Raw genomic sequence first — 25,645 nt, forward strand, 5'->3', positions numbered from 1 at the left:
GCTCGCGGGGAGCGCGGGTCCGATCGTCTGGTCCTGTACGGATGGCGTTCGAACAGCTGCCATGTCGCGCGGAAGGTTACCGTATCGCGATTAGATGACCGCTTCGACGGCTTCGCCGGGAGGACGCCCGGAGACCTTCTCGGCCTCCAGGGCGCTCTGCAGAATGACCACGGCCGCCGCCTGATCGACGAAGGAACGTCCCTTCTTGGCGCTGACCCCGGAGGCGCGCAGCCCATGGGCGGCGGTGACGGTCGTCATCCGCTCGTCCACCAGCCGCACCGGCACCGGGGCGATGCGCCGGGCCATCTCCTTGGCGAAGGTGCGCACCTTGGCGGCCGCCGGCCCCTCCCGCCCGCTGAGCGAGCGGGGCAGGCCGACGACCACCTCGATGGGCTCGTACTCCTCGACGATCGCCACCAGCCGCTTGTGCGCGGCCGGGATATCCCGGCCGGGCACGGTCTCCACCGGGGTGGCCAGCAGCCCGTCGGGGTCGCAGCTGGCGACCCCGATCCGGGCGTCCCCGACGTCGATGGCGATGCGCCTGCCTCGTCGCACGGCTCAGACCGCTTCCGCGACGAGCCGCTCCACGGCGGCCATGGCCTCGCCCACGGCCTGCGGGTTCTGGCCACCGCCCTGGGCCACGTCCGGCTTGCCGCCGCCCCCGCCGCCCAGCGTCTTGGCGGCGGTGCGCACCAGGTCACCGGCCTTGAGCCCGCGCTCACGGGCGGCCTCGTTGGTGGCGATGACGGTCAGCGGACGGCCGTTGGCCACGGTGAACAGCGCCACCACGGCCGGGCGTGAAGCCAGCCGGGCGCGGACGTCCAGCACCAGCTTGCGCAGGTCGTCGGCGCCGGTGCCGTCCGGCACCTGCCCGGTGACCAGGGCCACCCCGTGCACATCCTTGGCGCCCTCGGCCAGACCGGCGGCGGCGGCCAGCACCTTCTCGGCGCGGAAGCGCTCGATCTCCTTCTCGGCGTCCTTGAGCTTGGCGAGCATCCCGGAGATCTTCTCCGGCAGCTCCTCCGGGCGGCCCTTGACCAGCTCGGTGAGCTGGGCGACCACCGTGTGCTCCCGGGCCAGGAAGTTGTAGGCGTCGGCGCCGACCAGGGCTTCCACCCGGCGCACACCGGAGCCGATGGAGGACTCGCCGAGCAGCTTCACCAGGCCCAGCTGGGCGGTGTTGTGCACATGGGTACCGCCGCACAGCTCCTTGGAGAAGTCGCCGATGGTGACCACCCGCACCCGCTCGCCGTACTTCTCGCCGAACTCGGCGATGGCACCGGCCTTCTTGGCCTCGTCCAGGCTCATGACCTCGGCGGTGACATCGAGCTCCCGGGAGAGCACCTCGTTGATCCGCTGTTCCACATCGGTGAGCACGGTGCCGGGCACGGCCGCCGGCGAGCCGAAGTCGAAACGGAAGCGGCCCGGGGCGTTCTCCGAACCGGCCTGGGCGGCCGTCGGGCCCAGGGCGTCGCGCAGCGCCTGGTGGGTGAGGTGGGTGGCGCTGTGGGCGCGCGCGATGGCCCGGCGGCGCGTGACATCGATGACGGCGTACGCGGAAGCGCCCACCGTCACTTCACCTACCTGGACGACGCCCTTGTGGACATTGACGCCGGGCACCGGCTTCTGGACGTCGCGGACCTCGATGACCGCGCCGTTGTCCAGCTTGATCCGGCCCTGGTCGGCCTGCTGGCCACCGCCCTCGGCGTAGAAGGGCGTACGGTCCAGCACGACCTCCACCTCGTCGCCCTCGGTGGCGGCGGGCGAGGGCACGCCGTCCACCAGCAGGCCGACCACGGTGGCCTCGTTCTCGGTCCGGAGGTAACCGGTGAAGTCGGTCTCCCCGGCGGTGTCGGCCAGCTCGCGGTAGGCGGACAGGTCGGCGTGGCCGGTCTTCTTGGCCTTGGCGTCGGCCTTGGCGCGCTCCCGCTGCTCCTTCATCAGGCGGCGGAAGCCGGCCTCGTCCACGGACAGGCCCTGCTCGGCGGCCATCTCCAGGGTGAGGTCAATGGGGAAGCCCCAGGTGTCATGGAGCAGGAACGCCTTGTCGCCCGGCAGCACGGTGGAGCCGGCGGTCTTGGTCTCGGTGACCGCGGTGTCCAGGATGTTGGTGCCGGCCTTGAGCGTCTTGAGGAAGGCCGCCTCCTCGGCGAGCGCGACGGTCTCGATGCGCTTGCGGTCGGTCTCCAGCTCCGGGTACTGCTGCCCCATGGTCGTGATGACCACGTCCAGCAGCTCGGCGGCCACCGGCCCGGTGGCGCCCAGGATGCGCATATTGCGGATGGCGCGGCGCATGATGCGGCGCAGCACATAGCCACGGCCCTCGTTGCCGGGGGTGACGCCGTCGCCGATCATCATCACCGAGGTGCGCATATGGTCGGCGACCACGCGCAGCGAGACATCGGTGTCATGCGAGGAGCCGTAGCGGACGCCGGTCAGCTCGGTGGCCTTGTCGATGACCACGCGCAGGGTGTCGGTCTCGTACATGTTCTGCACGCCCTGCAGGATCATCGCCAGGCGCTCGAGACCGAGGCCGGTGTCGATGTTCTGGGCGGGCAGGTCGCCGAGGATGGGGAAGTCCTCCTTGCCCTCGCCGGCGCCGCGCTCGTACTGCATGAAGACCAGGTTCCAGATCTCCACATACCGCTCGTCGTTGACGGCCGGGCCGCCCTCGACGCCGAACTCGGGGCCGCGGTCGTAGTTGATCTCGGAGCAGGGGCCGCAGGGGCCGGGGACGCCCATGGACCAGAAGTTGGGGCCCTTGCCCAGACGCTGGATCCGCTCGGCGGGCACGCCGATGACATCGCGCCAGATGCGCTCGGCCTCGTCGTCCTGCTCATAGACGGTGATCCAGAGCTTCTCCGGGTCCAGCCCGTAGCCACCGTCCGCCACGGAAGCGGTCAGCAGCTCCCAGGCGTACTTGATGGCCCCTTCCTTGAAGTAGTCACCGAAGGAGAAGTTGCCGCACATCTGGAAGAAGGTGCCATGGCGGGTGGTCTTGCCGACCTCTTCGATGTCAGGGGTGCGGATGCACTTCTGCACGCTGGTGGCGCGGGTGAAGGGCGGCTTGACCTCGCCGAGGAAGTACGGCTTGAAGGGCACCATGCCGGCGTTGACCAGCAGCAGGGTCGGGTCGTCCGCGATGACCGACGCCGACGGGACGACGGTGTGCCCGCGCTCCTCGAAGAAGCGCAGCCAGCGGCGGCGGATTTCAGCCGACTCCATCAGTGGTCCTCTTTCCGGGTGAGCGAGTGGTAGGGGTGCTGCTGTTCGAGTGCGACCAGCCGGCGCTGCTCGGGGAGTTCCCGGCGCTCGGGCTCCGGCCCGGCGCTCAGGCCGAGGGCGTCCTTGAGCGCCGCCTCCCGGTGCGCCATGCCGTCGCGCACGTCCAGGGCGAAGAGCTTGACCCGGCGGCCGGCCAGGACGGCCCGGTCTGCCGCCTGCAGGGCCAGGCTCTCCGGCTTCAGCTTGTTCAGTTGGCGGTTGACCTTGGTGGTGGCCCATACACCGGCGGCCACACCGGAGGTGAACCAGAAAGCGCGGCGGAACATTTCTCGGGTCAGCCCTTCCCACGGGTACGACGGCCGCCGCGCCGGGCGGACGGCAGTTGCTTGCCGACGATCACGGTGCGGGCCTGGTCCGGCTCCGTCCTGCGGCCCATCGCCCGCCGCACCCCGTAGCTGAAGGCGGCCACCTTGACCAGCGGGCCGCCGAAGGCCGTGGAGACGGTCGAGGAGAGCGCGGAGGCGTTGGCCGTCACTTCCTGGACGTCCGCGGCGATCGAGTCGACGCGGGCGAGCTGGCTGTTGGCGGAGCGTACGGTCGCGGAGGCGTCGGCGAGCAGCGGAACGGCCTGCTCCGTGACCTCGGCGACCAGCTTGGTGGCCGCCTTGAGCGTCTGCGCGAGACGCACCAGGACCAGGGCGATGAAGGACACCAGGATCGCCCAGAAGACGGCCACAAGGATCCCGGCCACCTCTCCACCGGACACGATGCACCGCTCCCTGCTGATCGTCGCTGGTCGTTGGACGTCGGATACCGACCTTATCGCGCCGGACACCGGCGCCTGTACCGCGTTTTGTGCCCGGTTTCCGGCCCATGACCGGGCCCGGAGAACGCACAAGCCCGCCGGCTTCCCGGCCGCGGAGGCCGGGGAGACGACGGGCTGGGCAAAGAGCGTTACGGCCGGGTCAGCGGGCGTAGTACTCGACGACGAGCTGCTCGTCGCAGATGACCGGGATTTCCTTGCGGTTCGGGTCACGGTCCAGGCGGAAGGCCAGCGCCTTCAGGTTGACCTGCAGGTAGCGCGGGGTCTCGCCCTCACCGGCGTAGCCACCCTCGCGGGCAACCTGGAAGGGGTGCTTGGCACGGCTGCGCTCGCGGACGGTCACCACGTCGTCGGGACGGACGCGGAAGGACGGCTTGTCGACCTTGCCGCCGTTGACCTCGATGTGGCCGTGCACGACCATCTGACGGGCCTGGTAGATGGTCCGGGCGATGCCGGAGCGCAGCACCAGGGCGTCCAGACGACGCTCGAGCTCGACAACCAGCGCCTCGCCGGTCTTGCCCTCGGCCTTCTTGGCACGGTCGTAGGCGCGCGCCATCTGGCGCTCGCTGATGTCGTACTGGGCGCGCAGACGCTGCTTCTCGAGCAGACGGACCTTGTAGTCCGAGTTCTGCTTGCGGCCACGGCCGTGCTCACCCGGCGGGTAGGGACGGGCCTCGAAGTACTTGACGGCCTTCGGCGTCAGCGCGATGCCGAGCGCACGAGACTTCTTGACCTTGGGACGCGACTGGTTAGGCACGTTCTCCAGACCTCCGAAATAGGTTAGGTTAGGCTCACCTTACTCAAGGAGATCGTATGTCTCGCCCTGGGAACACCAGTCACATCACGGACAGCACAAAGAAGACCGACGCCATCCAGGGCGTCGAAGCGACGGAGGTCCGATCAGATCGTGGTCAGCCGCGTCCCAGCGGACTTGAAATCGCACGGATGCCGTCAGCAGCCGAGCGCACACGAACTCTCGTACAGGGTACATGCTCCGCGGTGCTGCTGATCCCCGGCCTGGACTCGGTCCGCCCCGAGCAGCTGCTGCCCAAGGTCCGCAGCGTGGGACCGGACGGCGATGTGTTCCTGCTCTTCCCGGCCGACTCCCCCGCCGTGCGCACCGCCACCCATGCCCAGGACGACGAGGTGCCGGCGGTACTGGAGCTCACCGATGTGGCCCCGGTCGCGGTCCCCCACCGTATCCGGGGCCGGGCCTGGATCTCCGGCTGGCTCACCACCGTGCCCGGGGCGACGGCCGATCCGGGCCGGGCGCTGGTGCGGCTGGAGTTCGGCGAGGCCCATGTGGACGACCTGTGGGGCACCGAGCGGGTGGACGCGGCCGCCTTCGCCGCCGCCGAGGCCGACCCGCTGGCCGGACACGAGGCGGAACTGCTGCAGCACCTGCACTCCGGGCACGGGGACCAGGTCTCGTCCCTGCGGAGTCTGCTCAGCGGACCGCAGTCCTGGACCCCTGCGGACCGGGTGATTCCGCTGGCGCTGGACCGCTTCGGCCTGCGCGTCCGCTTCGTCCGCGCCGCGGGCTCCTTCGACGCCCGCTTCGACTTCCCGGAGCCGGTGAACGACATCCCCGGGCTGCGCCGGGCCATGCACCGGCTCTTCGAGGCGGCGGCCCACGACTGAGGTCCGGGCGCGCCCCCAGGGGCGCGGGGCAGCGGCTGAATGCGGCTCCGCCGCGTGGGCGCGAGCGGCCACGGACGGCCCGCAGCCGAAAGCGATGCCCGGGGGCACCCGGCGACAGATCGCGCTACTCCCCCGCAGACTCCCCGCGCAAGCGGCCCCGCACCCGCTCCACCACATCCGCGTACCGCGCCTCGACCCCATGCCGGGTCGGCTCGTAATACCGCTTGCCGTGGACCGCGTCCGGCGCGTACTGCTGGGCGGCGATACCGCCCGGCAGGTCGTGCGGATAGACATAGCCCTGTGCGTGGCCCAGCTTCTCGGCGCCCTTGTAGTGCCCGTCCCGAAGATGCGGCGGCACCGGGCCGGCCAGCCCGGCCCGGACATCGGCCAGGGCGGCGTCCACCGCCAGGTAGGCAGCATTGGACTTGGGGGCCAGCGCCAGCGCCACCGTCACCTGGCCCAGCACGATCCGCGCCTCCGGGAAGCCGATCAGCGCCACCGCCTGCGCTCCCGCGACGGCGGTCTGCAGGGCGGTGGGATCGGCCATCCCGATGTCCTCGCTGGCCGAGATCATCAGCCGCCGGGCGATGAACCGGGGGTCCTCCCCCGCCTCGATCATCCGGGCCAGATAGTGCAGCGCCGCGTCCACATCCGAGCCGCGGATGGACTTGATCAGCGCGCTGGCCACGTCATAGTGCTGGTCGCCATCGCGGTCGTAGCGCACCGCGGCGCGGTCGACCGTCTCCTCCAGGGTCTGCAGGCTGATCTCGGTCTCGCCCTTGGCGATGGCCGACCCGGCCCCCGCCTCCAGCGCGGTCAGCGCCCGCCGGGCGTCTCCCCCGGCGATCCGCAGCAGATGCGCCTCGGTGTCCTCGGGCAGCGTCACCGCCCCGGCCAGCCCGCGCTCATCGGTGAGCGCCCGCCGCAGCAGGCCCCGCAGATCGTCATCGGTCAGCGCCTGCAGCGTCAGCAACAGCGAACGGGACAGCAGTGGGGAGATGACCGAGAAATAGGGGTTCTCGGTGGTGGCCGCGATCAGCGTCACCCAGCGGTTCTCCACCGCGGGCAGCAGCGAGTCCTGCTGGGCCTTGCTGAAACGGTGGATCTCGTCCAGGAAGAGCACCGTCTCCTTGCCGTACCCGCCCGAGGCGCGGCGGGCGCCGTCGATGACCGCCCGCACCTCCTTCACCCCCGCGGTGATGGCGGACAGCTCGACAAAGCGCTTGTTGGTGGCCTGGCTGACCACATAGGCCAGCGTGGTCTTGCCGATGCCCGGCGGCCCCCAGAGGATCACCGAGGACGGGCCGGCCGGGCCGCCGCTGCCCTCGCCCACCAGGCGGCGCAGCGGTGAGCCCGGCTTGAGCAGATGCCCCTGGCCCACCACCTCGTCCAAGGTGCGCGGACGCATACGGACGGCCAGCGGACTGCCTGCCGGGTCCTTCTCCTGGCGGTCCTCTGCGGCTGCGGTGAACAGGTCGGGTTCCACATGGAAACCCTATGTCACCCCTCTGACAGTGCTCAGGCCCCCGCCGCTCAGGCCCCGCTGCCGGTCCAGAAGTCCCACCACCTGGTGAGGATCAGCATGCCGATCACGCCGATCCACAGCACCGGCACCACCCAGTGGAACTCCAGCAGCGCCCGCCGCAGCCCGTCCGGCGCCGGGATGAAGCGGTGCCGGACGTTCTGCAGGGTCACGTACCAGAACATGACGATGGTGGCCACCCAGGCCAGGCAGCACCACAGGCAGAGCGAGCCGATGACATACAGCGACTGGTACTGCAGCCAGGTCACAAAGCCCACGCCGAACAGGCAGCCGGCCTGCATGCCCAGCCAGTACCAGCGGCGGTAGCGCGCTCCGGCGATCAGGCCCAGGCCGATGGAGATGATGATGCCGTAGGCGACCAGACCCAGCATCGGGTTGGGGAACCCGAAGACATGGGCCTGCTTGCTCTCCATGATGTTGCCGCAGGACACGATGGGGTTGAGGCTGCAGCCGGGGGTGTAGGACTTCCCCGCCACCTTGGCCTCAAGGATCTTGTTCTTGTCGATGGTGATGACCCAGGCCGCCAGCAGCCCCATCGCGCCGGTGACCACCAGCAGCCAGGCGAATGCCCGGCTGCCGCCCACGGCGCCCGTGGCGGGACCGTCCCGCTCCACGTCATCGGTGTCGGAGCGGTCCAGTGCCGAGGTGGTCATAGCGGTATCGGTCCCATCAGTAGGTTGCCGCCCATTCTGCACCAAGCGGCAGACGGTCAGGCCTGGTTGGCGAGGAGTTCACCCACAACCGCGTCCAGCGCGACAGGCGTCTGCTCTCCGCTGGCCAGGTCCTTCAACTGCACCACACCCTCGGCCAGGTCGCGCTCACCCAGCACCAGCGCCCAGCGCGCCCCCGAGCGGTTGGCCGACTTCATCGCGTTCTTCAGGCCCTTGCCGCCGAACGCGAAGTCGGTGGCCACGCCCGCCCGGCGCAGCTCGGTGACCACGGAGAACAGCGCCCGACGCGCCTCCTCGCCCAGCGGCACCGCGAACACCTGGGTGGGCGCGGGCAGTTGGAGCTCGACGCCCTCGGCCCTGAGCGCCAGCACGGTGCGGTCCACACCCAGCGCCCAGCCGACCGACGGCAGCGCCGGTCCGCCGATCATCTCGGACAGTCCGTCGTAGCGGCCGCCGCCGCCGACCGCGGACTGGGCGCCCAGGCCGTCGTGGACAAACTCGAAAGTGGTACGGGTGTAGTAGTCCAGGCCGCGCACCAGCTTCTCGTCGTCCTGGAACTCCACGCCCGCCGCGGTCAGCAGCGAGCGGACCTGCTCGTGGTACTCCTTGCACGCCTGGCACAGGTGGTCCCGCAGCATGGGGGCGCCCACCAGCTGCTTCTGCACTGCTTCGCGCTTGTCGTCCAGCACCCGCAGCGGGTTGATCTCGATCCGGCGCCGGGTGTCCTCGTCCAGCTCCAGACCGCGCAGGAAGTCCTGCAGGGCCGCCCGGTAGGCGGGGCGGCACTCCTGGTCGCCGAGCGAGTTCAGCAGCAGCCGGAAGTTGCGCAGGCCCAGCGACTTGTAGGCGTCCACCGCAAGGATGATCAACTCGGCGTCCAGCACCGGGTCTTCGGCGCCGATGGCCTCCGCGCCGACCTGGGAGAAGTGCCGGTAGCGTCCGGCCTGCGGGCGCTCATAGCGGTAGTAGGAGCCGGAGTACCAGAGCTTGACCGGCAGATTGCCCTGCTTGTGCAGGTTCGCCTCCAGCGCGGCGCGCAGCACCGAGGCGGTGCCCTCCGGGCGCAGCGCCAGCTGCTCGCTGCCGCGCTGGGTGAGGGTGTACATCTCCTTGGTCACGATGTCGGTGGACTCACCGACACCGCGGGAGAACAGCTCGATCTGCTCGAAGCCGGGTGTCTCGACATAGCCGTAGCCGGCGCGCTTGAGCGGCGTGGCGATGGCCTCGCGAACCGCCAGATACGTGGCGGAATCAGGCGGAAGCAGGTCATAGGTGCCCTTGGGGGCCTTGAAGATGCTCACTGGAAGTCTCTCGTCACATTCCTCGTCGCGGAGCCGGGGTGCCGTCTCCGAGGCCGGACCGCGTCCGGGCCACCTGCCGCAGATAGGGGTTGGTGGCGCGTTCCTGGCCGATGCTGGTCTGGGGACCGTGGCCGGACAGCACCACGGTCGAGTCGTCGAGCGGCAGGCACACACGGGCCAGCGACTCGAGTATCTCGGCATGGTCGCCACCGGGCAGGTCGGTGCGTCCGATGGAGCCGGCGAACAGCAGGTCGCCCGAGAAGAACACCGACGGAATGTCGCTGGTCTCGGGCAGCCGGAAGGTCACCGACCCCTTGGTATGGCCGGGCGCGTGCGCGACGGTGAACTCCAGTCCGGCCAGCTCCAGCCGGCTGCCGTCGGAGAGCTCCTTGACGTCGTCCGGCTCGCCCACGGTCAGCTCGCCCATCAGCTGGGTGCCGATGGAGCGGCCGAGCGCCTTGGCCGGGTCGCTCATCATGTAGCGGTCCGCGGGGTGGATCCAGGCGGGCACGTCATGCGCCCCGCACACCGGGACGACCGAGGCGACGTGGTCGATATGGCCATGGGTGAGGACGACGGCGACGGGCTTGAGACGGTGCTTCCTCAGCGTTTCCTCGACGCCCTGGGCGGCCTGATGGCCCGGGTCGATGATCACGCACTCCTCGCCTGCGGCGGGGGCGACCAGGTAGCAGTTGGTGCCCCAGGCCCCGGCGGGGAACCCGGCAATCAGCACGTTCGTCCTTATCGATCGGTGAGTGTCTCGGCGGATCAGAGCCTACCGGCGGCACTCCCGCCGCCGCGAACCCGTATACGGTACGGGCACACTCGCAACGCAGTGCTATGTCGGACGAGACGGTACGAGGAGACGACCCGGTGGTCAGTAACGAGCAGCGGCGGCGGCAGCTCGCCCGGGAGAAGTTCGAGCGCCAGCAGGAGCGCCGCGACGCGGAGCGGCGCAAGGGCCGCCGCCGCAACGCGGTGATCGCGGCCGGCCTGGCCGTGGTGCTGGCGGGCGGCGCCACCGCGTACGCCACCGGGGCCCTGAGCGGCGGCGACAGCAAGAAGGACAGCGCCGCGGACGCCGCGGACACCCCCACACCCACCAAGGGCCCGGACCCCTGCAAGAAGCCGGCCGCCGGCTCCCCCTCCACCAAGCAGTGGAAGTCCGAGCCGTCGATGAGCATCGACAAGTCGGCCTCGTACGCCATGAATCTGCAGACCACCTGTGGATCGGTCGGCATCAAGCTGGACGCCGACAAGGCCCCGCACACGGTCAACTCCTTCAACTTCCTTGCCGCGCAGGGCTTTCTGGACCACACCAAGTGTCACCGCCTGACCACGCAGGGTATCTATGTGCTCCAGTGCGGTGACCCCACGGCCAGCGGCCAGGGCGGCCCCGGGTACTCCATCCCGGATGAGAACCTCAAGGACACCCGGCTGAAGCAGGACCCGGCGGGCGGCGGAGTGATCTACCCCGCGGGCACCGTGGCCATGGCCAACGCCGGCCCCAACACCGGTGGCAGCCAGTTCTTCCTGGTCTACAAGGACAGCCCGCTGGCCCCCTCGTACACCCCCTTCGGCACCATGGACGCCGAGGGTCTCAAGGCGGTACAGAAGATCGCCGGGGCGGGTGCCCAGCCGGGTGCGCAGGGCAACCCGGGCGATGGTGCGCCCAACGCCACCGCGGTGATCGACAAGGCGACCGTCACCAAGTCCTGAGCGGGCGGCCCGAGATCACCGCGGTCGGAAATTCCGTTCGCGCGGGATACGGACAGCCGGGCCACCGTTCGCCTATGTTGGCGTTGTGCAGGGTGCCTGCTCCGACGGCTGCGGGAACCGGGTCTGCACAGGAATCACCACTCAACTGATCAAGCCGTCGGACCGGCTGGGGCACGGCCCCGCCGGGACACCTGTGGACGATGCTTCGAGGGCCGTGAACCGGCCCCGGCATCATGTGGAGGAGGCGCTGTGAGCAGCGACCGATGGGGCCGCGTCGATGAGACGGGGACGGTGTACGTGCGTACGGCCGATGGCGAGCAGGTCGTCGGTTCGTGGCAGGCGGGGAGTCCCGAGGAGGCTCTCGCTTACTTCGAGCGCAAGTACGAGGGCCTGGTCGTGGAGATCGGCCTCCTCGAGCGCCGGGTCAAGACCACCGACCTGTCCGCCAAGGACGCCCTGACCGCGATCGAGCACCTGCGCAGCCAGGTCGACGAGCATCACGCGGTCGGCGATCTGGACGCGCTGCGCGGCCGGTTGGACCAGCTCGTCGCCCTGGTCGGCACGCGCCGCGAGGAGCGCAAGGCCGCCAAGGCCAAGCAGGGCGAAGAGGCTCGTACCGCCAAGGAGGCCCTGGTCGCGGAGGCCGAGGAACTGGCGGCCAGCGAGCAATGGCGGTCGGCGGGCGAGCGGTTGCGCGCCCTGGTCGACACCTGGAAGGGCCTGCCCCGGCTGGACCGCAAGACCGACGACGAGCTCTGGCACCGTTTCTCGCACGCCCGCTCGGCCTTCTCCAAGCGGCGCAAGGCGCACTTCGCCTCGCTGGACGCCCAGCGCGAGGACGCCCGCAAGGCCAAGGAGAAGCTGGTCGCCGAGGCCGAGTCGCTGTCCGGCTCCACGGACTGGGGTGCCACGGCGGCCCGTTACCGCGAGCTGATGAACGAGTGGAAGGCCGCCGGGCGCGCCCAGCGCGAGGCGGAGGACGAGCTGTGGGGCCGCTTCCGCGGCGCCCAGGACGTCTTCTTCCAGGCGCGCGGCGAGGTGTTCGCCGAGCGCGACGCCGAGCAGCAGCAGAACCTCACGCTCAAGGAGGAGTTGGCCGTCGAGGCCGAGAAGCTGCTGCCGGTCACCGACCTCAAGGCGGCGCGGGCGGCGTTCCGTTCGGTCAATGAGCGCTGGGAGGCGATCGGTCATGTGCCGCGCGACGCCCGGCCGAAGATCGAGGGGCGGATGCACGCCGTGGAGCGCGCCATCCAGGAGGCCGAGGAGGCCGAGTGGCGGCGCACCAACCCCGAGGCGCGGGCCCGCGCGGCCGGTCTGACCGGGCAGCTGCAGGCGGCGGTCGACAAGCTGCAGGAGCAGGCCGACAAGGCGCGTGCGGCGGGCAACCAGGCCAAGGCCGACAAGCTGGCCAAGGAGCTGGAGGGCCGCAAGGCGCTGCTGGACCAGGCGCTGAAGGGCCTTGAGGAGTTCGGTGGCTGACGCCTCGTCAGACATATGAGAAGGGCCCCGGGGAGCACCCCGGGGCCCTTCTCATGCGCTGTTACGGTCTGCGGGCCGAGGTGACCCGGTAGACGTCATAGACGCCCTCCACACCGCGCACCGCCTTCAGGACATGCCCCAGGTGCTTGGGGTCGCCCATCTCGAAGGTGAAGCGGGAGGTGGCCACCCGGTCCCGGGAGGTCTGCACCGCCGCCGAGAGGATGTTGACGTGCTGGTCGGACAGCACCCGGGTGACATCCGACAGCAGCCGGGAACGGTCCAGCGCCTCCACCTGGATGGCGACCAGGAACACCGAGGACTGGGTGGGCGCCCACTCCACATCGATGATCCGCTCCGGCTGCTGGGAGAGCGCGTCCACATTGACGCAGTCCGCCCGGTGCACCGAGATGCCATTGCCCCGGGTGACAAAGCCGATGATGGGGTCGCCGGGAACGGGCGTACAGCAGCGGGCCAGTTTGACCCACACATCGTCAACACCCTTGACCACCACGCCCGGATCGGCGCTGGAGCGCCGCTTGGCGCGGGTGCGGATGGGGGCGCTCTCCTCGATGTCCTCGGTGGCCGCGTCCTCGCCGCCGAGCGCCTGCACCAGCTTCTGCACCACGCCCTGGGCCGCCACATGGCCCTCGCCGATGGCCGCGTAGAGCGAGGAGATGTCCGGGTAACGCATCTCATGCGCCAGGGTCACCAGCGAGTCGCCGGTGAGGATCCGCTGGATGGGCAGGTTCTGCTTGCGCATGGCCCGGGCGATGGCGTCCTTGCCCTGCTCGATCGCCTCGTCCCGGCGCTCCTTGGAGAACCAGGCGCGGATCTTGTTGCGGGCGCGGGGGGACTTGACGAAGCCCAGCCAGTCCCGTGACGGTCCGGCGCCGGGCGCCTTGGAGGTGAAGACCTCCACCAAGTCACCGTTGTCCAGGGTGGATTCCAGTGGCACCAGCCGTCCGTTGACCCGGGCGCCTATGGTGCGGTGGCCGACCTCGGTGTGCACCGCGTAGGCGAAGTCGACCGGGGTGGCCCCGGCCGGGAGGGCTATCACATCGCCCTTGGGCGTGAAGACGAAGACCTCGTTGCGGGAGAGGTCGAAGCGCAGCGACTCCAGGAACTCGCCCGGGTCCTCGGTCTCCTTCTGCCAGTCCAGCAACTGCCGCAGCCAGGCCATGTCATTGACGGTGTCCTGGTTCTTGCCGGCGTGCTTGGGCACATCGGTACGGACCTTGGAGGCGCCCGCGACGGCCTCCTGCTTGTACTTCCAGTGCGCGGCGATGCCGTACTCCGCACGCCGGTGCATGTCGAAGGTGCGGATCTGGAGTTCAACGGGCTTGCCGCTGGGGCCTATCACCGTGGTGTGCAGCGACTGGTACATGTTGAACTTGGGCATCGCGATGTAGTCCTTGAACCGCCCCGGCACCGGGTTCCACCGCGCGTGCACGGTGCCCAGCGCGGCGTAGCAGTCGCGGACGGTGTCCACCAGGACCCGGATGCCCACCAGGTCGTAGATCTCGGCGAAGTCGCGGCCGCGCACAATCATCTTCTGGTAGACGCTGTAGTAGTGCTTGGGGCGCCCGGTGACGGTGGCCTTGATCCGGGCGGCGCGCAGGTCGGACTGCACCTCGTCGATGACGGTCGCCAGATACTCGTCCCGCTTGGGGGCCCGCTCGGCGACCAGCCGCACGATCTCGTCGTACATCTTGGGGTAGAGGATCGCGAAGGCGAGGTCCTCCAGCTCCCACTTGATGGTGTTCATGCCCAGCCGGTGCGCCAGCGGGGCGTAGATCTCCAGCGTCTCGCGGGCCTTCTTCTCCTGCTTCTCCCGCTTGAGGTACCGCATGGTGCGCATGTTGTGCAGCCGGTCGGCCAGCTTGATCACCAGGACCCGGGGGTCCTTGGCCATGGCGACGACCATCTTGCGCACCGTCTCGGCCTGCGCGGCCTCGCCGAACTTGACCTTGTCCAGCTTGGTGACGCCATCCACCAGCAGGGCCACCTGGTCGCCGAAGTCCCGGCGCAGGTCCTCCAGGCCGTACTCGGTGTCCTCCACCGTGTCGTGCAGCAGCCCGGCCATCAGGGTGGCCGGGTCCATGCCCAGCTCGGCCAGGATGGTGGTGACCGCGAGGGGGTGGGTGATGTACGGGTCACCGCTCTTGCGCTTCTGGCCGCGGTGCCAGCGCTCGGCCACCTGGTAGGCGCGCTCCAGCTGGCGCAGGGTGGCCGCGTCGGCCTTGGGGTCGTTGCCGCGCACAATGCGCAGCAGCGGTTCCAGCACCGGGTTGTACGGGCTCTGGCGCTGTACGCCCAGCCGGGCGAGCCGGGCCCGCACCCGGCTGGAGGAGCCGGAGCGCGAGGGTGTGCCGGCCGACGGGGGGCGGGCGGGAGCGGGCGCCGGCGGCGCGGCCTTCTCCTGCGGCTCCGCCTTGGGGCGGGCGGCGGGTGCGTCCTGCCCCTTGGGCGTGCCCGCGGCCGCCGCGGCCGGTGGAGTCGATGTGTCCGGCTGGGTGGTGAGCGGCTGGGCCTTGTCTGGCAAGAGCACTCCTCATGCGCGGTACCGGCCCCCCGAACAGGTCCGGACTGCCATGGTATCGAGCCCGGGCGGTAGGGTGCCGCCCGCCCGCCGGGGGCCGGGAACGCCGAAGGCGGGCCCCGGGGCTTTCCCCGGGGCCCGCCTTATGGTCCGCGGACCTGGTCAGACCTGGATCAGCGCGTCCAGCGGCGCTCCGTCGAGGACGGGTTCCAGCCGCTTGCGGCCGTCCAGGAAACCGAGCTCCATCAGCACCGCGACGCCCGCCACCTCGGCGCCCGCCCGGCGGATCAGCTTCAGCGAGGCCTCGGCGGTACCGCCGGTGGCCAGCACATCGTCGATCACCAGGACCCGCTCGCCGACGCCCAGCGCCTCGGCGTGGATCTCTATCTCGGCGGTGCCGTACTCCAGCTCATAGGCCTGGGAGAGGGTGGCACCGGGCAGCTTGCCCGCCTTGCGCACCGGGACGAAGCCGACGCCCGCGCGGACGGCCACCGGGGCGGCCAGGATGAAGCCACGGGCCTCCAGGCCGACGATCTTGTCCGCCCGGTGGCGCTCGCACAGCGCCGCCAGGGCGTCGGTGAGCGCGGCGAAGGCCTTGGCATCGGCCAGCAGCGGGGTGATGTCCTTGAACATCACGCCCGGCTTGGGGTAGTCGGGGACGTCGGTGATCCGGCTGACCAGCAGGTCCCGCAGTTCCTGGTCGGTGCTCATCGGCGCTTCCCCTGGGTCCGGCCGCGGCCGCCACGGCCCCGGCTCGCCGGCTGACGGCGCTGTCCGACCAGCCCGGCCGACGGCGCGTCCTCGGGCTCCTCGTCCTCGGGCTCGGCTGCCTCGTTGTCCGGGGCGTCCGTGGAGTCCGCCTTGGCCGCCTGGGCGGCACGGCGCGCGTGCACCCGCTTGGCCAGGGCCTTCATCTGCGGGTCGCGCTCCTTGATCTCGGCCACCAGCGGGGTGGCGATGAAGATCGAGGAGTAGGCACCGGCGGTCAGACCGACAAACAGCGCCAGCGAGATGTCGTTGAGCATGCCCGCGCCCAGGAAGCCGCCGCCGATGAACAGCAGACCGGCGACCGGCAGCAGCGCCACCACGGTGGTGTTGATGGAGCGCACCAGGGTGCCGTTGAGGCTGCGGTTGGCGATCTCGCTGTAGGTGAAGCGGGTCTGCTTGGTGATGTCCTTGGCGCTCTCCTTGAGGCCGTCGAAGACGACCACGGTGTCGTAGAGCGAGTAACCGAGGATGGTCAGCAGGCCGATCACGGTGCCCGGGGTGACCTCGAAGCCGACCAGGGCGTAGACGCCCACGGTGATGGTGAGGTCATGGATCAGGGCGATCAGCGCGGCCAGGGCCATCCGCCACTCGAAGGCGATGGCCAGGTAGATCACCACCAGGACCATAAAGATCCCCAGGCCGGTCCAGGCCTTGTTGGCGATCTCATCGCCCCAGCTGGGGCCGACGATGTCGGTGTTGATGTCGTTGGTGGAGACGTTGAGCTTCTTGGCCAGGGCCTGCTGGGTGGCCCGGGACTTCTCCGTGGTCAGCTCGCTGACCTGGATGCGCAGCTTGCCACCGCCGAGCTTCTGGACGATGGCGGTGTGGCCCGAGGCGTCCTGCGCGGTCCGCTTGGCGTCGTCCACGCTGACCGAGGTCTTGTGCGTCGTGGTGAAGACGGCACCGCCCTTGAACTCGATGCCCATGTTCAGGCCGCGCACCGCCAGGCCCACGATGGCCGTGATGGTGATCAGGATCGAGATGCCGTACCAGATCTTCCGCTTGCCGACGAAGTCATAGCCGACCTCGCCTCGGTACAGCCGGGCGCCGAGCGCGCCGAGTCGCGACATCTCACGCCTCCTTCGGTTCGACGCTGGCGGAGGGACGGCGGCGGGAGGACCGCAGCGGGGGGCGGGCACCGAGCCGCTTGGGGTCCAGCCCGGACCAGGGATGGCCGCTGGCGAAGAACTTGCGCCGGGCCAGGATCGTCATCAGCGGCTTGGTGAACAGGAAGACCACCACCACATCCAGCAGCGTGGTCAGACCCAGCGTGAAGGCGAAGCCCTGCACCTTGCCGACGGTGACCACGAACAGCACCGCGGCGGCCAGGAAGGACACAAAGTCCGAGACCAGGATGGTGCGTCGGGCGCGCGGCCAGCCGCGCTCGACCGCCGGGCGCAGGGTGCGTCCCTCGCGGATCTCGTCCCGGATGCGTTCGAAGTAGACGATGAAGGAGTCGGCGGTGATACCGATGGCCACGATCGCACCGCAGACGGCCGGCAGGTTCAGCGCGAAGCCGATGGCCGGGCCGAGCAGCACCATCAGGGTGTAGGTGAGGATCGCCGAGCAGGCCAGGCTGGCCAGGGCCACCAGGGCCAGGCCGCGGTAGTAGGCGACCAGGTAGATGACCACCAGGGCCAGGCCGATGGCTCCGGCGAGCAGACCGGCGTGCAGCTGCTCACCGCCGAGCGCGGCGCTGACCGTGCTCTCGTCGGCGATCTCGAAGGACAGCGGCAGCGAACCGTAGGCCAGAACGTTGGCCAGGTCATTGGCGCTGGACTGGTCGAAGTTGCCGGTGATCTGGGCGCTGCCGCCATCGATGGCCTGGCGCACCGAGGGCGCGGAGACGGACTCGCCGTCCAGCACGATCGCGAAGCGGTTCTGCGGGTCGGGCTGCGAGGCCAGCTTGCCGGTGACATCACCGAAGGTCTTGCTGCCCTTGCCGTTGAACTTCAGCTGCACCATCCAGCCCGCGGCCTGCTGGGTGTCCAGCACGGCCTTGGCGCCGGAGACGTCCTTGCCGTCGACCGCGACCGGGCCCAGCAGCAGCTTCTCCTTGCCGTCCTTGTCACACGCCACCACCTGGTCGGTGGGCTTGGCGGCGCTGGCGGCCGTGGCGGCGTTGGACCGTCCCACCTTGGTGGAGCAGTCCAGGGCCGCGAACCGCTTCTGCAGGTCCTGGGAGGGGGCGGCGGGCGTGGGGGTGGGCTTGGGCGCCTGCGGGGCCTTCAGCGCGTCGGTGACCGCCCGTCCCTGGCCGCCGGGGGTGGCGGAGGGGCTGTTCTTCCCGCTCTTGTCACCGCCCTTCTTGTCCTTGCCGCCGGCCGAGGCGCTGGGCGTGGGCGTGGGCTCGGGCAGCTTGGCCGCCGGGGCCGCCACCAGCACGGGCCGGAACGACAGCTGGGCGGTGGTACCCACCTGCTGCCGGGCCTGCTCGGCGTTCGTCCCCTTGGGGATGTTGACGATGATGTGGTTCTTGCCCTGCGTCTGGACCTCGGCCTCGGACACACCGAGACCGTTCACACGCCGCTCGATGATGCCCACGGCGGTGTTCATATTGGTCGTAGTGATCGCATTGGGCTGGCCCGGCTGGTTCTTCGCCCCCAGCGTGAAGCTGGTGCCGCCCGCAAGGTCGATGCCCAGCCGCGGGGTGAAGTGCCCATAGGCGAACATCCCCCCGGTGAGCGCCACCATGACGAGCAGGATGAAGGCCAGGACTCTGCCTGGCCTGCCCTGGCCGCCCGGGGACCTGCGGCCCTTCTTCGGTGCTGCCACCTTGTCGTTTCTCCCTGTCCAACCGCCGGGCCCGAAGGTGTTCGCCAGGCGGCCACGAAGTTTGTGGGGACCTGCCCCCGCCGGAGCCTAGACCGTCGGCCGGCCGCGGCACGCCGAGCGGTAGGCGTGCCGCGGCCGACCGATGCGCTTACTTGGCGCCGGTGTCGCCCTCACCCTTGTCGTCCCGCTTGGCGTCCTTCGGCTCGGCCTCTTCGGCCTTCTCGGCCTTCTCCGCCTTCTCGCCGGCCGCTTCCTTGCCGAGGTCGATCTTCTTCTCCTCGGCCGGCTCGGCAGCCTCGCCCTCGGTCAGCGAGGACAGGTCGTCCGGAACGACAGGAGTGCCGGACTCCGCCGCCTCGATGCCGTGAATGATGCGGTTGTACTCGTCGTCGTCCAGGACGGCGCCGATGGCGTTCTTGGCGTAGATCGCGTGCACACCGGGCGCGACCTCCAGGAGCACCGAGTCCTCGCTGACCTCCTTGACGGTGGCGTACATGCCGCCGATCGTCCGCACACCGGTGCCCGGCTGCATCTGGTCGCGCATCTGCGCAGCCTGGCGCTGCTTGTTCTTGGCCGACCGGGTCATCAGGAACATGGCCCCGATAAGCACGATGAACGGCAGGAGAGTCACGATATTCACGGGACGGGGTTTCCTTCACACGACCGCGTGGTCCGCGGCCTGGTCTACGGGGGTGGTCATGCCGCACCGTTACGGACGGCATCGGCGGAGTCTAAGCGAGTCCACGCCTAAGGAACAACGCCCAGCATGGCACTCCGGTTCCTGGCTGTTGAAGCCCCCGCGCCGTCACTCGGTGAAGAGTCCCTGCTGGCCGGGGCCGCCCGTGACCTGCTGGGGAGGCACCATGCCCAGGTGCGACCAGGCGGCCGGGGTGGCCACCCGGCCCCTGGGGGTACGTGCCAGCAGTCCCTCCCGCACCAGGAACGGCTCGGCGACCTCCTCCACCGTCTCGCGCTCCTCCCCGACCGCCACGGCGAGGGTGGACAGCCCGACCGGGCCGCCGCCGAACAGCTTGAGCAGGGCGGTCAGCACCGCGCGGTCCAGCCGGTCCAGGCCGCGGCCATCCACCTCGTAGACCTCCAGGGCCCGGGCGGCCACCTCGCCGGTGATCACTCCGTCCGCCTTGACCTGGGCGTAGTCGCGGACCCGGCGCAGCAGGCGGTTGGCGATGCGCGGGGTGCCGCGGGAGCGCCCGGCGATCTCGGCGGCGCCGTCGGCCGCTATGTCCACGTCCAGCAGCCGGGCCGAGCGGTTGATCACCCGCCGCAGCTCATCGGGGCTGTAGAACTCCATATGGCCGGTGAAGCCGAACCGGTCGCGCAGCGGGGGCGGCAGCAGTCCGGCCCGGGTGGTGGCCCCGACCAGGGTGAAGGGCGGCAGTTCCAGCGGGATGGCGGTGGCACCGGGGCCCTTGCCGACCACCACGTCGACCCGGAAGTCCTCCATGGCCATATAGAGCATTTCCTCGGCGGGCCGGGACATCCGGTGGATCTCGTCGAGGAAGAGGACCTCGCCCTCGGTGAGCGAGGAGAGGATGGCGGCGAGGTCGCCGGCGTGCTGGATGGCCGGGCCGGAGGTGATGCGGATGGGGGCGCCCATCTCGGCCGCGATGATCATCGACAGAGTGGTCTTGCCCAGGCCGGGCGCGCCCGAGAGCAGGACGTGGTCGGCGGTGGCCCCGCGGCCGCGCGCGGCGCGCAGCACCAGGTCGAGCTGTTCGCGGACGCGCTCCTGGCCGACGAACTCGCCGAGGTCCTTGGGCCGCAGCGCCGCCTCGACGGCCTGGTCGTCGCCGTCGGCGGTGCCGCTGACGACGCGGTCGCCGGGGTGGGTGGCGGGGGTGGATCCTTCGTCCCAGTTCACGGGTGAAACCTCATGCTTCTTGGCGGTCGGGCCGGTCGGGGGGCGCGGTCGGGGCCGTTCAGCGGGCCCGGTTCAGGCTCTGCAGCGCGGCCCGCAGCAGCTGCCCGACCTGCGGGGTGCCGCCGGCCGCCTCGGCCTGGGGGGCCACCGCCTCCACCGCCTGGTCCGCCTCGCGGGCCGCGTAGCCCAGCCCCACCAGCGCGGCGTGCAGCTGCTCCCGCCAGGAGGCGGCGCCGCCGGAGGCCGGGCGGGGCACCCCGGCGGAGACGGCGGTCGGCGCGCCGAGCCGGTCCTTGAGCTCCAGCAGGAGTTTCTGCGCGCCCTTCTTGCCGATGCCGGGGACGGCGGTGAGTGCCTTCTCGTCGCCGGTGGCGAAGGCCCGGCGGAGCGCGTCCGGGGAGTGCACGGCGAGCATGGCCTGGGCCAGGCGGGGGCCGACTCCGCTGGCGGTCTGCAGCAGTTCGAAGGTCTGGCGCTCGTCGTCGTCGGCGAAGCCGTAGAGGGTCAGCGAGTCCTCGCGGACCACCAGGGAGGTGGCCAGTCGGGCCGCTTCGCCCACCCGCAGACGGGAGAGGGTGTCGGGGGTGCACTGCACGGCCATGCCGATGCCGCCCACCTCCACCACGGCGGTGTCCGGGCCGAGGGCCGCGACGGGGCCGGAAACGAAGGCGATCATCGGGTGCCCTTCATCAGTGGTGCTTCGGCGGTGCGGCGGTGGGCGGCCACCGCCTGCTGGAGGCGGTTGGTGGCCGGAGCCCGCCAGATATGGCAGATGGCCAGGGCCAGGGCGTCGGCGGCGTCGGCCGGCTTGGGCGGGGCGTCCAGCCGCAGCAGGCGGGTGACCATGGCGCCGACCTGGGCCTTGTCGGCCCGGCCGGAGCCGGTGACGGCGGCCTTGACCTCGCTGGGGGTGTGCAGGGCCACCGGCAGCCCGCGCCGGGCGGCGCACAGCATGGCCACCGCGCTGGCCTGGGCGGTGCCCATCACGGTGCGGACATTGTGCTGGCTGAAGACCCGTTCCACCGCGACATAGGAGGGCCGGTGCTCGTCCAGCCAGCGTTCCAGGCCCTGCTCCACCAGCAGCAGCCGCTCGGCGATGTCGGCCTCCGCCGGGGTCCGTATGACACCCACGCCGACCATCCGCAGCGGCCGGCCGGCCACGCCCTCCACCACCCCGACGCCGCAGCGCGTCAGCCCGGGGTCGACCCCCAGCACCCGCATCGCGCCCCTCCCTTCGGTCAACTGTTCCGGCAGGCTATCGGCCGCCACTGACAACGGCGCGCACCGACAACGCGACGGGCCGACGGGAGGTGTTCCCGTCGGCCCGTACATACCGGCTGTGTCAGGCGTCGACCTTGGCCATGACGGCGTCGGAGACGTCGAAGTTGGCGAAGACGTTCTGCACGTCGTCGCTGTCCTCCAGCGCGTCGATCAGCTTGAAGATCTTCTTGGCACCCTCTTCGTCCAGCTCGACCTGCATGGTCGGGACGAAGTTGGCCTCGGCCGAGTCATAGTCGATCCCGGCCTCCTGGAGGGCGGTGCGGACCGCGACCAGGTCGGTGGCCTCGCTGATGACCTCGAAGTTCTCGCCGAGGTCGTTGACCTCCTCGGCACCGGCGTCCAGGACCGCGCCGAGCACGTCGTCCTCGGTGAGCTCGCCCTTGGGGACGATCACCACGCCCTTGCGGTTGAAGAGGTAGGACACCGAGCCCGGGTCGGCCATCGAGCCGCCGTTGCGGGTCATGGCGACCCGGACGTCACCGGCGGCGCGGTTGCGGTTGTCGGTGAGGCACTCGATGAGCACCGCGACGCCGTTGGGGCCGTAGCCTTCGTACATGATCGTCTCGTAGTCGGCGCCGCCGGCCTCCAGGCCCGCACCGCGCTTGACCGCGGAGTCGATGTTCTTGTTGGGAACCGACTGCTTCTTCGCCTTCTGGATGGCGTCGTAGAGAGTCGGGTTGCCCTCCGGGTCGGCGCCGCCCATCCGGGCCGCGACCTCAACGTTCTTGATGAGCTTCGCGAAGAGCTTGCCGCGCTTGGCGTCGATCACGGCCTTCTTGTGCTTCGTCGTAGCCCATTTAGAGTGGCCGGACATCCGCCTGTCTCCTTCGCGTAACCAAGTTTCTGTACGAACGCCTGTGATCCTACCGGGATCCGGCTGCTGCCCGTTGCCGCACCATCTCCACGAACAGGGCGTGCACCCGGTGGTCACCGGTGAGCTCCGGGTGGAAGGAAGTGGCCAGCACATTGCCCTGCCGGACCGCCACCGTGTGACCGTCGTAGGTGGCCAGCACCTCGGTGCCGGCGCCGGTGGACTCCACCCAGGGCGCGCGGATGAAGATGCCCTCCACCGGAGGCCCGTCGACACCGGCCATCTCGATGGCCGCCTCGAAGGACTCGTTCTGCCGGCCGAAGGCGTTCCGGCGGACGATCATGTCGATGCCGCCCAGGGTCTCCTGGTCCTCCCGGCCGTCCAGGAGCTTGTCGGCGAGCATGATCATGCCCGCGCAGGTGCCGTAGACCGGCAGCCCGGCCCGGATCCGCTCGCGCAGCGGCTCCAGCAGGCCGAAGATGACCGCCAGCTTGGACATGGTGGTGGACTCACCGCCCGGGATCACCAGCCCGTCGACCTCGGCCAGTTCCTCGGGGCGGCGGACCGGGCGGGCCAGGGCGTCGGCCGCGGCGAGGGCGACCAGATGCTCGCGGACGTCGCCCTGCAGGGCCAGGACGCCGATGGTGGGGGTGGACACAGCAGCACTGCCTTTCCGATGTACCAGCGGTGGGCGGCCCGCACCATGCGGACCGCCCACCGGTGAAGTCCTGCGTTACCAGCCGCGGTTGGCGTAGCGCTCCGTCTCCGGCAGGGTGTCGCAGTTGATGCCGACCATGGCCTCGCCGAGGTTGCGGGAGGCATCGGCGATGATCTTCGGGTCGTCGTAGAAGGTGGTGGCCTTGACGATGGCGGCAGCCCGCTTGGCCGGGTCACCGGACTTGAAGATGCCCGAGCCCACGAAGACGCCCTCGGCACCGAGCTGGCGCATCAGCGCGGCGTCGGCCGGGGTGGCCACGCCACCGGCGGAGAACAGCACCACCGGCAGCTTGCCCAGCTCGGCGACCTCCTTGACCAGCTCGTAGGGGGCGCGCAGCTCCTTGGCCGCGGCGTAGAGCTCGTGGTTGTCGAAGCCGCGCAGCTTGGCGATCTCGTTCTTGATCTGGCGCAGGTGGCGGACGGCCTCGACCACGTTGCCGGTGCCGGCCTCACCCTTGGAACGGATCATGGCCGCGCCCTCGGCGATGCGGCGCAGGGCCTCGCCCAGGTTGGTGGCACCGCAGACGAAGGGGGTGGTGAAGGCCCACTTGTCGCTGTGGTTGACCTCGTCGGCGGGGGTGAGGACCTCGGACTCGTCGATGTAGTCCACGCCCAGCGACTGCAGCACCTGGGCCTCGACGAAGTGGCCGATGCGGGACTTGGCCATCACCGGGATGGACACGGCGTTGATGATGCCTTCGATCATGTCCGGGTCGGACATCCGGGCCACTCCGCCGTCCTTGCGGATGTCGGCGGGCACCCGCTCCAGGGCCATCACCGCGACGGCGCCGGCGTCCTCGGCGATCTTGGCCTGCTCGGGGGTGACGACGTCCATGATCACGCCGCCCTTGAGCTGCTCGGCCATGCCGCGCTTGACGCGCGCGGTACCGGTCTCGGGGGCCTGGGTGGGGGAAATGGACACGTGTGACCTCACTATCAAGGGCGGTGACGCTGCAGCGGCGGCCGGACCGCCGCAGCGTCATCAAACCCATGGCCCAAGCGCGTGAGAAAGGGCCAATCAGAGGTCAGTGGCTTGTCGGGTCGGCCAGCGCCGAGGGCGGCTCGTCGTCCATCTCGAAGGCCAGCGGGAACGGCGCGTGCCCGGCCAGCCGGAACCAGCGCACCACCCGGTGGGTGCGCACCGCCCGGGCCGCGCGCACCGCGTCGTTGTGGAACCGCCGGGCCATCGGCACCCGGCGCACCGCCTGGTTGAGCTCACCCAGCGACTCCTCGCCGCCGGGCGCCTGACGAACCGCCTCCACCTGCGGCGGCTCGGCGAAGACCGCCCGCAGCGCCTGGCTCAGCTCGCTCTCGGACACCTCCCGCTGCTCCTCCTCGGCCTGCCGGGCTGCGTGGGCGGCCTGGTAGAGGACGATCGAGGCGGCCGGGTCCAGCACTCCGGCGGTGGCCAGTTCCTGTGCCACCGAGGCGCGCCGCAGCAGCTGGGCGTCCAGGGCGGCGCGGGCTGCGTCGATGCGGCTGTGCAGCCGGTCCAGCCGGCCCGCGGTCCAGCTCAGATAGACGCCGATCAGGATGAGCGCGGCCGTGGCCCAGAAGAGACCCCATAGAGAACCAGTCACGCCGGGTCACAGTACCGGGCCGCCCGCCGGGCTCCGCTCCACCCGGAGGTGGACGACAGGGTGGAGCGGCGCCGGCCCGGATTCGACCCTGGCGCCGATCCTTCTGCACCCTGCGGGCCCCTAGCGTCAGTGGGGCAGGACGCCGGATCTCCCAGCAAGGGAAGCACACCATGGAAAGGCAAGATCATCAGCCTGAGCGCCGGTCGCGGGCCGGACGTTCCCTCCTCGCCACCCTGACCGTCAATATCGCGCTTCCGCTCGCCGTGTACTACGTGCTCCGGGGGCAGGGTGTCCCGCAGTGGCAGGCGCTGCTGATCAGCAGTGCGCCCCCTGCCCTGCACGCCCTGGCCACCGCTGTCCTCCGGCGCCGGGCCGAGTACTTCGACCTGCTGATCCTGGTGCTGCTGGCGGTGTCCGCGGGCACCTCGGCGATCAGCGGGGACCCCCGGGTGCTGCTGCTGAAGGACGCCGCGATACCGGCGGTGCTGGGGCTGTGGATCGCGGGCACGCTGTTCGCCGCGCGGCCCTTCACCTACCAGATGGGCAGGCAACTGCGGACGCCCGAGGCGTCCGCGACGGCCGAGCGGCAGTGGACGGACTCCCCGGCGTACCGAGACGCCCTGCGCTCCCTCACCCTGCTCTGGGCCTGCGGCCAGTTCCTGGACGCCGCGCTGAGCACCGTCGAGGCCCTGACCTTCCCGGTGGACTCGGTCCCGTTGATCGGCCGTTTCCAGTCGATCGCCCTGATCGGCCTGGTCGTCTGGCTCACCTTCCGCCGCGCCCACCGCTTCCACGACCGTTACGGGATATCGCTGTTCGGCACCCGGCACGTCCCCGCCGGACAGCCGCCGGACGCGGTGGCCGACCGCGTCTGAACCCCCGGGCCGCCA

At 70.5% G+C, this 25,645-nt stretch carries 25 protein-coding genes; 4 read left to right on the forward strand and 21 right to left on the reverse strand.

Translation table 11 applies throughout. From position 1 onward, the window contains the following. Positions 1 to 90 precede the first annotated feature (90 nt). The 5 genes from ruvX to rpsD form a co-directional block, all read right to left on the reverse strand. Complete coding sequence (gene ruvX, locus ACIHFE_RS21965; RefSeq protein WP_400108884.1) at positions 91 to 555, reverse strand: Holliday junction resolvase RuvX; 465 nt, start codon at positions 553 to 555, stop codon at positions 91 to 93. Positions 556 to 558: 3 nt separating this feature from the next. Beyond that, positions 559 to 3,225 (reverse strand): alanine--tRNA ligase, encoded by a 2,667-nt coding sequence (alaS, locus tag ACIHFE_RS21970; protein ID WP_400108885.1) that lies wholly within the window; start codon positions 3,223 to 3,225, stop codon positions 559 to 561. Next, the gene (locus tag ACIHFE_RS21975) at positions 3,225 to 3,551 is read right to left on the reverse strand and encodes a DUF6167 family protein (RefSeq protein WP_400108886.1); all 327 of its coding nucleotides are present in this window, start codon (positions 3,549 to 3,551) and stop codon (positions 3,225 to 3,227) included. The genes alaS and ACIHFE_RS21975 overlap by 1 nt, the downstream gene beginning before the upstream one ends. Before the next feature lie 8 nt (positions 3,552 to 3,559). Next, positions 3,560 to 3,991 carry a DUF948 domain-containing protein gene (locus ACIHFE_RS21980; RefSeq protein ID WP_400108887.1) on the reverse strand — a complete coding sequence of 144 codons (432 nt, stop codon included), beginning with the start codon at positions 3,989 to 3,991 and terminating at the stop codon, positions 3,560 to 3,562. A gap of 199 nt (positions 3,992 to 4,190) precedes the next feature. After that, positions 4,191 to 4,805, reverse strand: a complete 615-nt coding sequence (gene rpsD, locus ACIHFE_RS21985) for a 30S ribosomal protein S4 (protein ID WP_400108888.1) — start codon at positions 4,803 to 4,805, stop codon at positions 4,191 to 4,193. 188 nt (positions 4,806 to 4,993) lie between these two features. Between rpsD and ACIHFE_RS21990 the strand changes: the two genes are divergently transcribed. Next, positions 4,994 to 5,689 (forward strand): DUF2470 domain-containing protein, encoded by a 696-nt coding sequence (locus tag ACIHFE_RS21990; protein ID WP_400108889.1) that lies wholly within the window; start codon positions 4,994 to 4,996, stop codon positions 5,687 to 5,689. A gap of 124 nt (positions 5,690 to 5,813) precedes the next feature. On the opposite strand, the gene ACIHFE_RS21995 is transcribed toward ACIHFE_RS21990, so the two are convergent. Genes ACIHFE_RS21995 through ACIHFE_RS22010 form a run of 4 tightly spaced genes read right to left on the reverse strand, consistent with a single transcriptional unit; the run spans position 5,814 to position 9,937 of the window. Then, the gene (locus ACIHFE_RS21995) at positions 5,814 to 7,175 is read right to left on the reverse strand and encodes a replication-associated recombination protein A (protein ID WP_400108890.1); all 1,362 of its coding nucleotides are present in this window, start codon (positions 7,173 to 7,175) and stop codon (positions 5,814 to 5,816) included. 47 nt (positions 7,176 to 7,222) lie between these two features. Continuing rightward, positions 7,223 to 7,885 (reverse strand): vitamin K epoxide reductase family protein, encoded by a 663-nt coding sequence (locus ACIHFE_RS22000; protein WP_400108891.1) that lies wholly within the window; start codon positions 7,883 to 7,885, stop codon positions 7,223 to 7,225. 56 nt (positions 7,886 to 7,941) lie between these two features. Beyond that, on the reverse strand, positions 7,942 to 9,204 hold the full coding sequence (hisS, locus tag ACIHFE_RS22005; protein WP_400108892.1) for a histidine--tRNA ligase: 1,263 nt from the start codon (positions 9,202 to 9,204) through the stop codon (positions 7,942 to 7,944). A 13-nt stretch (positions 9,205 to 9,217) separates the two neighbouring features. Further along, entirely contained in the window at positions 9,218 to 9,937 is a 720-nt protein-coding gene (locus ACIHFE_RS22010; RefSeq protein ID WP_400108893.1) for an MBL fold metallo-hydrolase, read from the reverse strand. A gap of 140 nt (positions 9,938 to 10,077) precedes the next feature. Here ACIHFE_RS22010 and ACIHFE_RS22015 point away from each other — a divergent pair, with 140 nt between their 5' ends. Both ACIHFE_RS22015 and ACIHFE_RS22020 read left to right on the forward strand, forming a co-directional pair. After that, positions 10,078 to 10,923 (forward strand): peptidylprolyl isomerase, encoded by an 846-nt coding sequence (locus tag ACIHFE_RS22015; protein WP_400109281.1) that lies wholly within the window; start codon positions 10,078 to 10,080, stop codon positions 10,921 to 10,923. A 249-nt stretch (positions 10,924 to 11,172) separates the two neighbouring features. Continuing rightward, entirely contained in the window at positions 11,173 to 12,402 is a 1,230-nt protein-coding gene (locus ACIHFE_RS22020; RefSeq protein WP_400108894.1) for a DUF349 domain-containing protein, read from the forward strand. Between the two features lie 61 nt (positions 12,403 to 12,463). Here ACIHFE_RS22020 and ACIHFE_RS22025 read toward each other — a convergent pair whose 3' ends face one another. From ACIHFE_RS22025 to ACIHFE_RS22080, 12 genes are all read right to left on the reverse strand, one after another. Further along, positions 12,464 to 14,944: a RelA/SpoT family protein gene (locus ACIHFE_RS22025; RefSeq protein ID WP_400108895.1), complete on the reverse strand. Its 2,481-nt coding sequence runs from the start codon at positions 14,942 to 14,944 to the stop codon at positions 12,464 to 12,466. Positions 14,945 to 15,103: 159 nt separating this feature from the next. Next, on the reverse strand, positions 15,104 to 15,652 hold the full coding sequence (locus tag ACIHFE_RS22030; protein ID WP_400108896.1) for an adenine phosphoribosyltransferase: 549 nt from the start codon (positions 15,650 to 15,652) through the stop codon (positions 15,104 to 15,106). Continuing rightward, entirely contained in the window at positions 15,649 to 16,779 is a 1,131-nt protein-coding gene (gene secF / locus ACIHFE_RS22035; protein WP_400108897.1) for a protein translocase subunit SecF, read from the reverse strand. The genes ACIHFE_RS22030 and secF overlap by 4 nt, the downstream gene beginning before the upstream one ends. 1 nt (position 16,780) lies before the next feature. Continuing rightward, complete coding sequence (secD, locus tag ACIHFE_RS22040; RefSeq protein ID WP_400108898.1) at positions 16,781 to 18,484, reverse strand: protein translocase subunit SecD; 1,704 nt, start codon at positions 18,482 to 18,484, stop codon at positions 16,781 to 16,783. A gap of 148 nt (positions 18,485 to 18,632) precedes the next feature. Continuing rightward, positions 18,633 to 19,124 (reverse strand): preprotein translocase subunit YajC, encoded by a 492-nt coding sequence (gene yajC / locus ACIHFE_RS22045; RefSeq protein ID WP_400108899.1) that lies wholly within the window; start codon positions 19,122 to 19,124, stop codon positions 18,633 to 18,635. Between the two features lie 165 nt (positions 19,125 to 19,289). Next, positions 19,290 to 20,366 carry a Holliday junction branch migration DNA helicase RuvB gene (ruvB, locus tag ACIHFE_RS22050; RefSeq protein WP_400108900.1) on the reverse strand — a complete coding sequence of 359 codons (1,077 nt, stop codon included), beginning with the start codon at positions 20,364 to 20,366 and terminating at the stop codon, positions 19,290 to 19,292. Between the two features lie 58 nt (positions 20,367 to 20,424). Continuing rightward, positions 20,425 to 21,042 (reverse strand): Holliday junction branch migration protein RuvA, encoded by a 618-nt coding sequence (gene ruvA, locus ACIHFE_RS22055; RefSeq protein WP_400108901.1) that lies wholly within the window; start codon positions 21,040 to 21,042, stop codon positions 20,425 to 20,427. After that, positions 21,039 to 21,587: a crossover junction endodeoxyribonuclease RuvC gene (ruvC, locus tag ACIHFE_RS22060; protein WP_400109283.1), complete on the reverse strand. Its 549-nt coding sequence runs from the start codon at positions 21,585 to 21,587 to the stop codon at positions 21,039 to 21,041. Before ruvC ends, ruvA begins: the two co-directional genes overlap by 4 nt. Before the next feature lie 121 nt (positions 21,588 to 21,708). Further along, on the reverse strand, positions 21,709 to 22,461 hold the full coding sequence (locus ACIHFE_RS22065) for a YebC/PmpR family DNA-binding transcriptional regulator (protein ID WP_400108902.1): 753 nt from the start codon (positions 22,459 to 22,461) through the stop codon (positions 21,709 to 21,711). A 49-nt stretch (positions 22,462 to 22,510) separates the two neighbouring features. Next, complete coding sequence (pdxT, locus tag ACIHFE_RS22070) at positions 22,511 to 23,116, reverse strand: pyridoxal 5'-phosphate synthase glutaminase subunit PdxT (protein WP_400108903.1); 606 nt, start codon at positions 23,114 to 23,116, stop codon at positions 22,511 to 22,513. Between the two features lie 75 nt (positions 23,117 to 23,191). Next, positions 23,192 to 24,097 carry a pyridoxal 5'-phosphate synthase lyase subunit PdxS gene (gene pdxS / locus ACIHFE_RS22075; protein WP_400108904.1) on the reverse strand — a complete coding sequence of 302 codons (906 nt, stop codon included), beginning with the start codon at positions 24,095 to 24,097 and terminating at the stop codon, positions 23,192 to 23,194. A gap of 103 nt (positions 24,098 to 24,200) precedes the next feature. After that, the gene (locus ACIHFE_RS22080; RefSeq protein ID WP_400108905.1) at positions 24,201 to 24,755 is read right to left on the reverse strand and encodes a hypothetical protein; all 555 of its coding nucleotides are present in this window, start codon (positions 24,753 to 24,755) and stop codon (positions 24,201 to 24,203) included. A 170-nt stretch (positions 24,756 to 24,925) separates the two neighbouring features. Here ACIHFE_RS22080 and ACIHFE_RS22085 point away from each other — a divergent pair, with 170 nt between their 5' ends. Further along, entirely contained in the window at positions 24,926 to 25,630 is a 705-nt protein-coding gene (locus ACIHFE_RS22085) for a VC0807 family protein (RefSeq protein WP_400108906.1), read from the forward strand. Positions 25,631 to 25,645 lie beyond the last annotated feature (15 nt).

The sequence above is a fragment of the Streptomyces sp. NPDC052396 genome, assembly GCF_044593195.1.
GTDB lineage: Bacteria > Actinomycetota > Actinomycetes > Streptomycetales > Streptomycetaceae > Streptomyces.

Bases quoted from the DNA above. Each gene is read 5' to 3' on its own strand.
- ACIHFE_RS22030 (WP_400108896.1), bottom strand. From the start codon at position 15,652: ATGAGCACCGACCAGGAACTGCGGGACCTGCTGGTCAGCCGGATCACC.
- ACIHFE_RS21990 (WP_400108889.1), top strand. From the start codon at position 4,994: ATGCCGTCAGCAGCCGAGCGCACACGAACTCTCGTACAGGGTACATGC.
- ruvC (WP_400109283.1), bottom strand. From the start codon at position 21,587: ATGCGGGTGCTGGGGGTCGACCCCGGGCTGACGCGCTGCGGCGTCGGG.
- ruvA (WP_400108901.1), bottom strand. From the start codon at position 21,042: ATGATCGCCTTCGTTTCCGGCCCCGTCGCGGCCCTCGGCCCGGACACC.
- secF (WP_400108897.1), bottom strand. From the start codon at position 16,779: ATGTCGCGACTCGGCGCGCTCGGCGCCCGGCTGTACCGAGGCGAGGTC.
- ACIHFE_RS22000 (WP_400108891.1), bottom strand. From the start codon at position 7,885: ATGACCACCTCGGCACTGGACCGCTCCGACACCGATGACGTGGAGCGG.
- alaS (WP_400108885.1), bottom strand. From the start codon at position 3,225: ATGGAGTCGGCTGAAATCCGCCGCCGCTGGCTGCGCTTCTTCGAGGAG.
- ACIHFE_RS21975 (WP_400108886.1), bottom strand. From the start codon at position 3,551: ATGTTCCGCCGCGCTTTCTGGTTCACCTCCGGTGTGGCCGCCGGTGTA.
- ACIHFE_RS22065 (WP_400108902.1), bottom strand. From the start codon at position 22,461: ATGTCCGGCCACTCTAAATGGGCTACGACGAAGCACAAGAAGGCCGTG.
- ACIHFE_RS22085 (WP_400108906.1), top strand. From the start codon at position 24,926: ATGGAAAGGCAAGATCATCAGCCTGAGCGCCGGTCGCGGGCCGGACGT.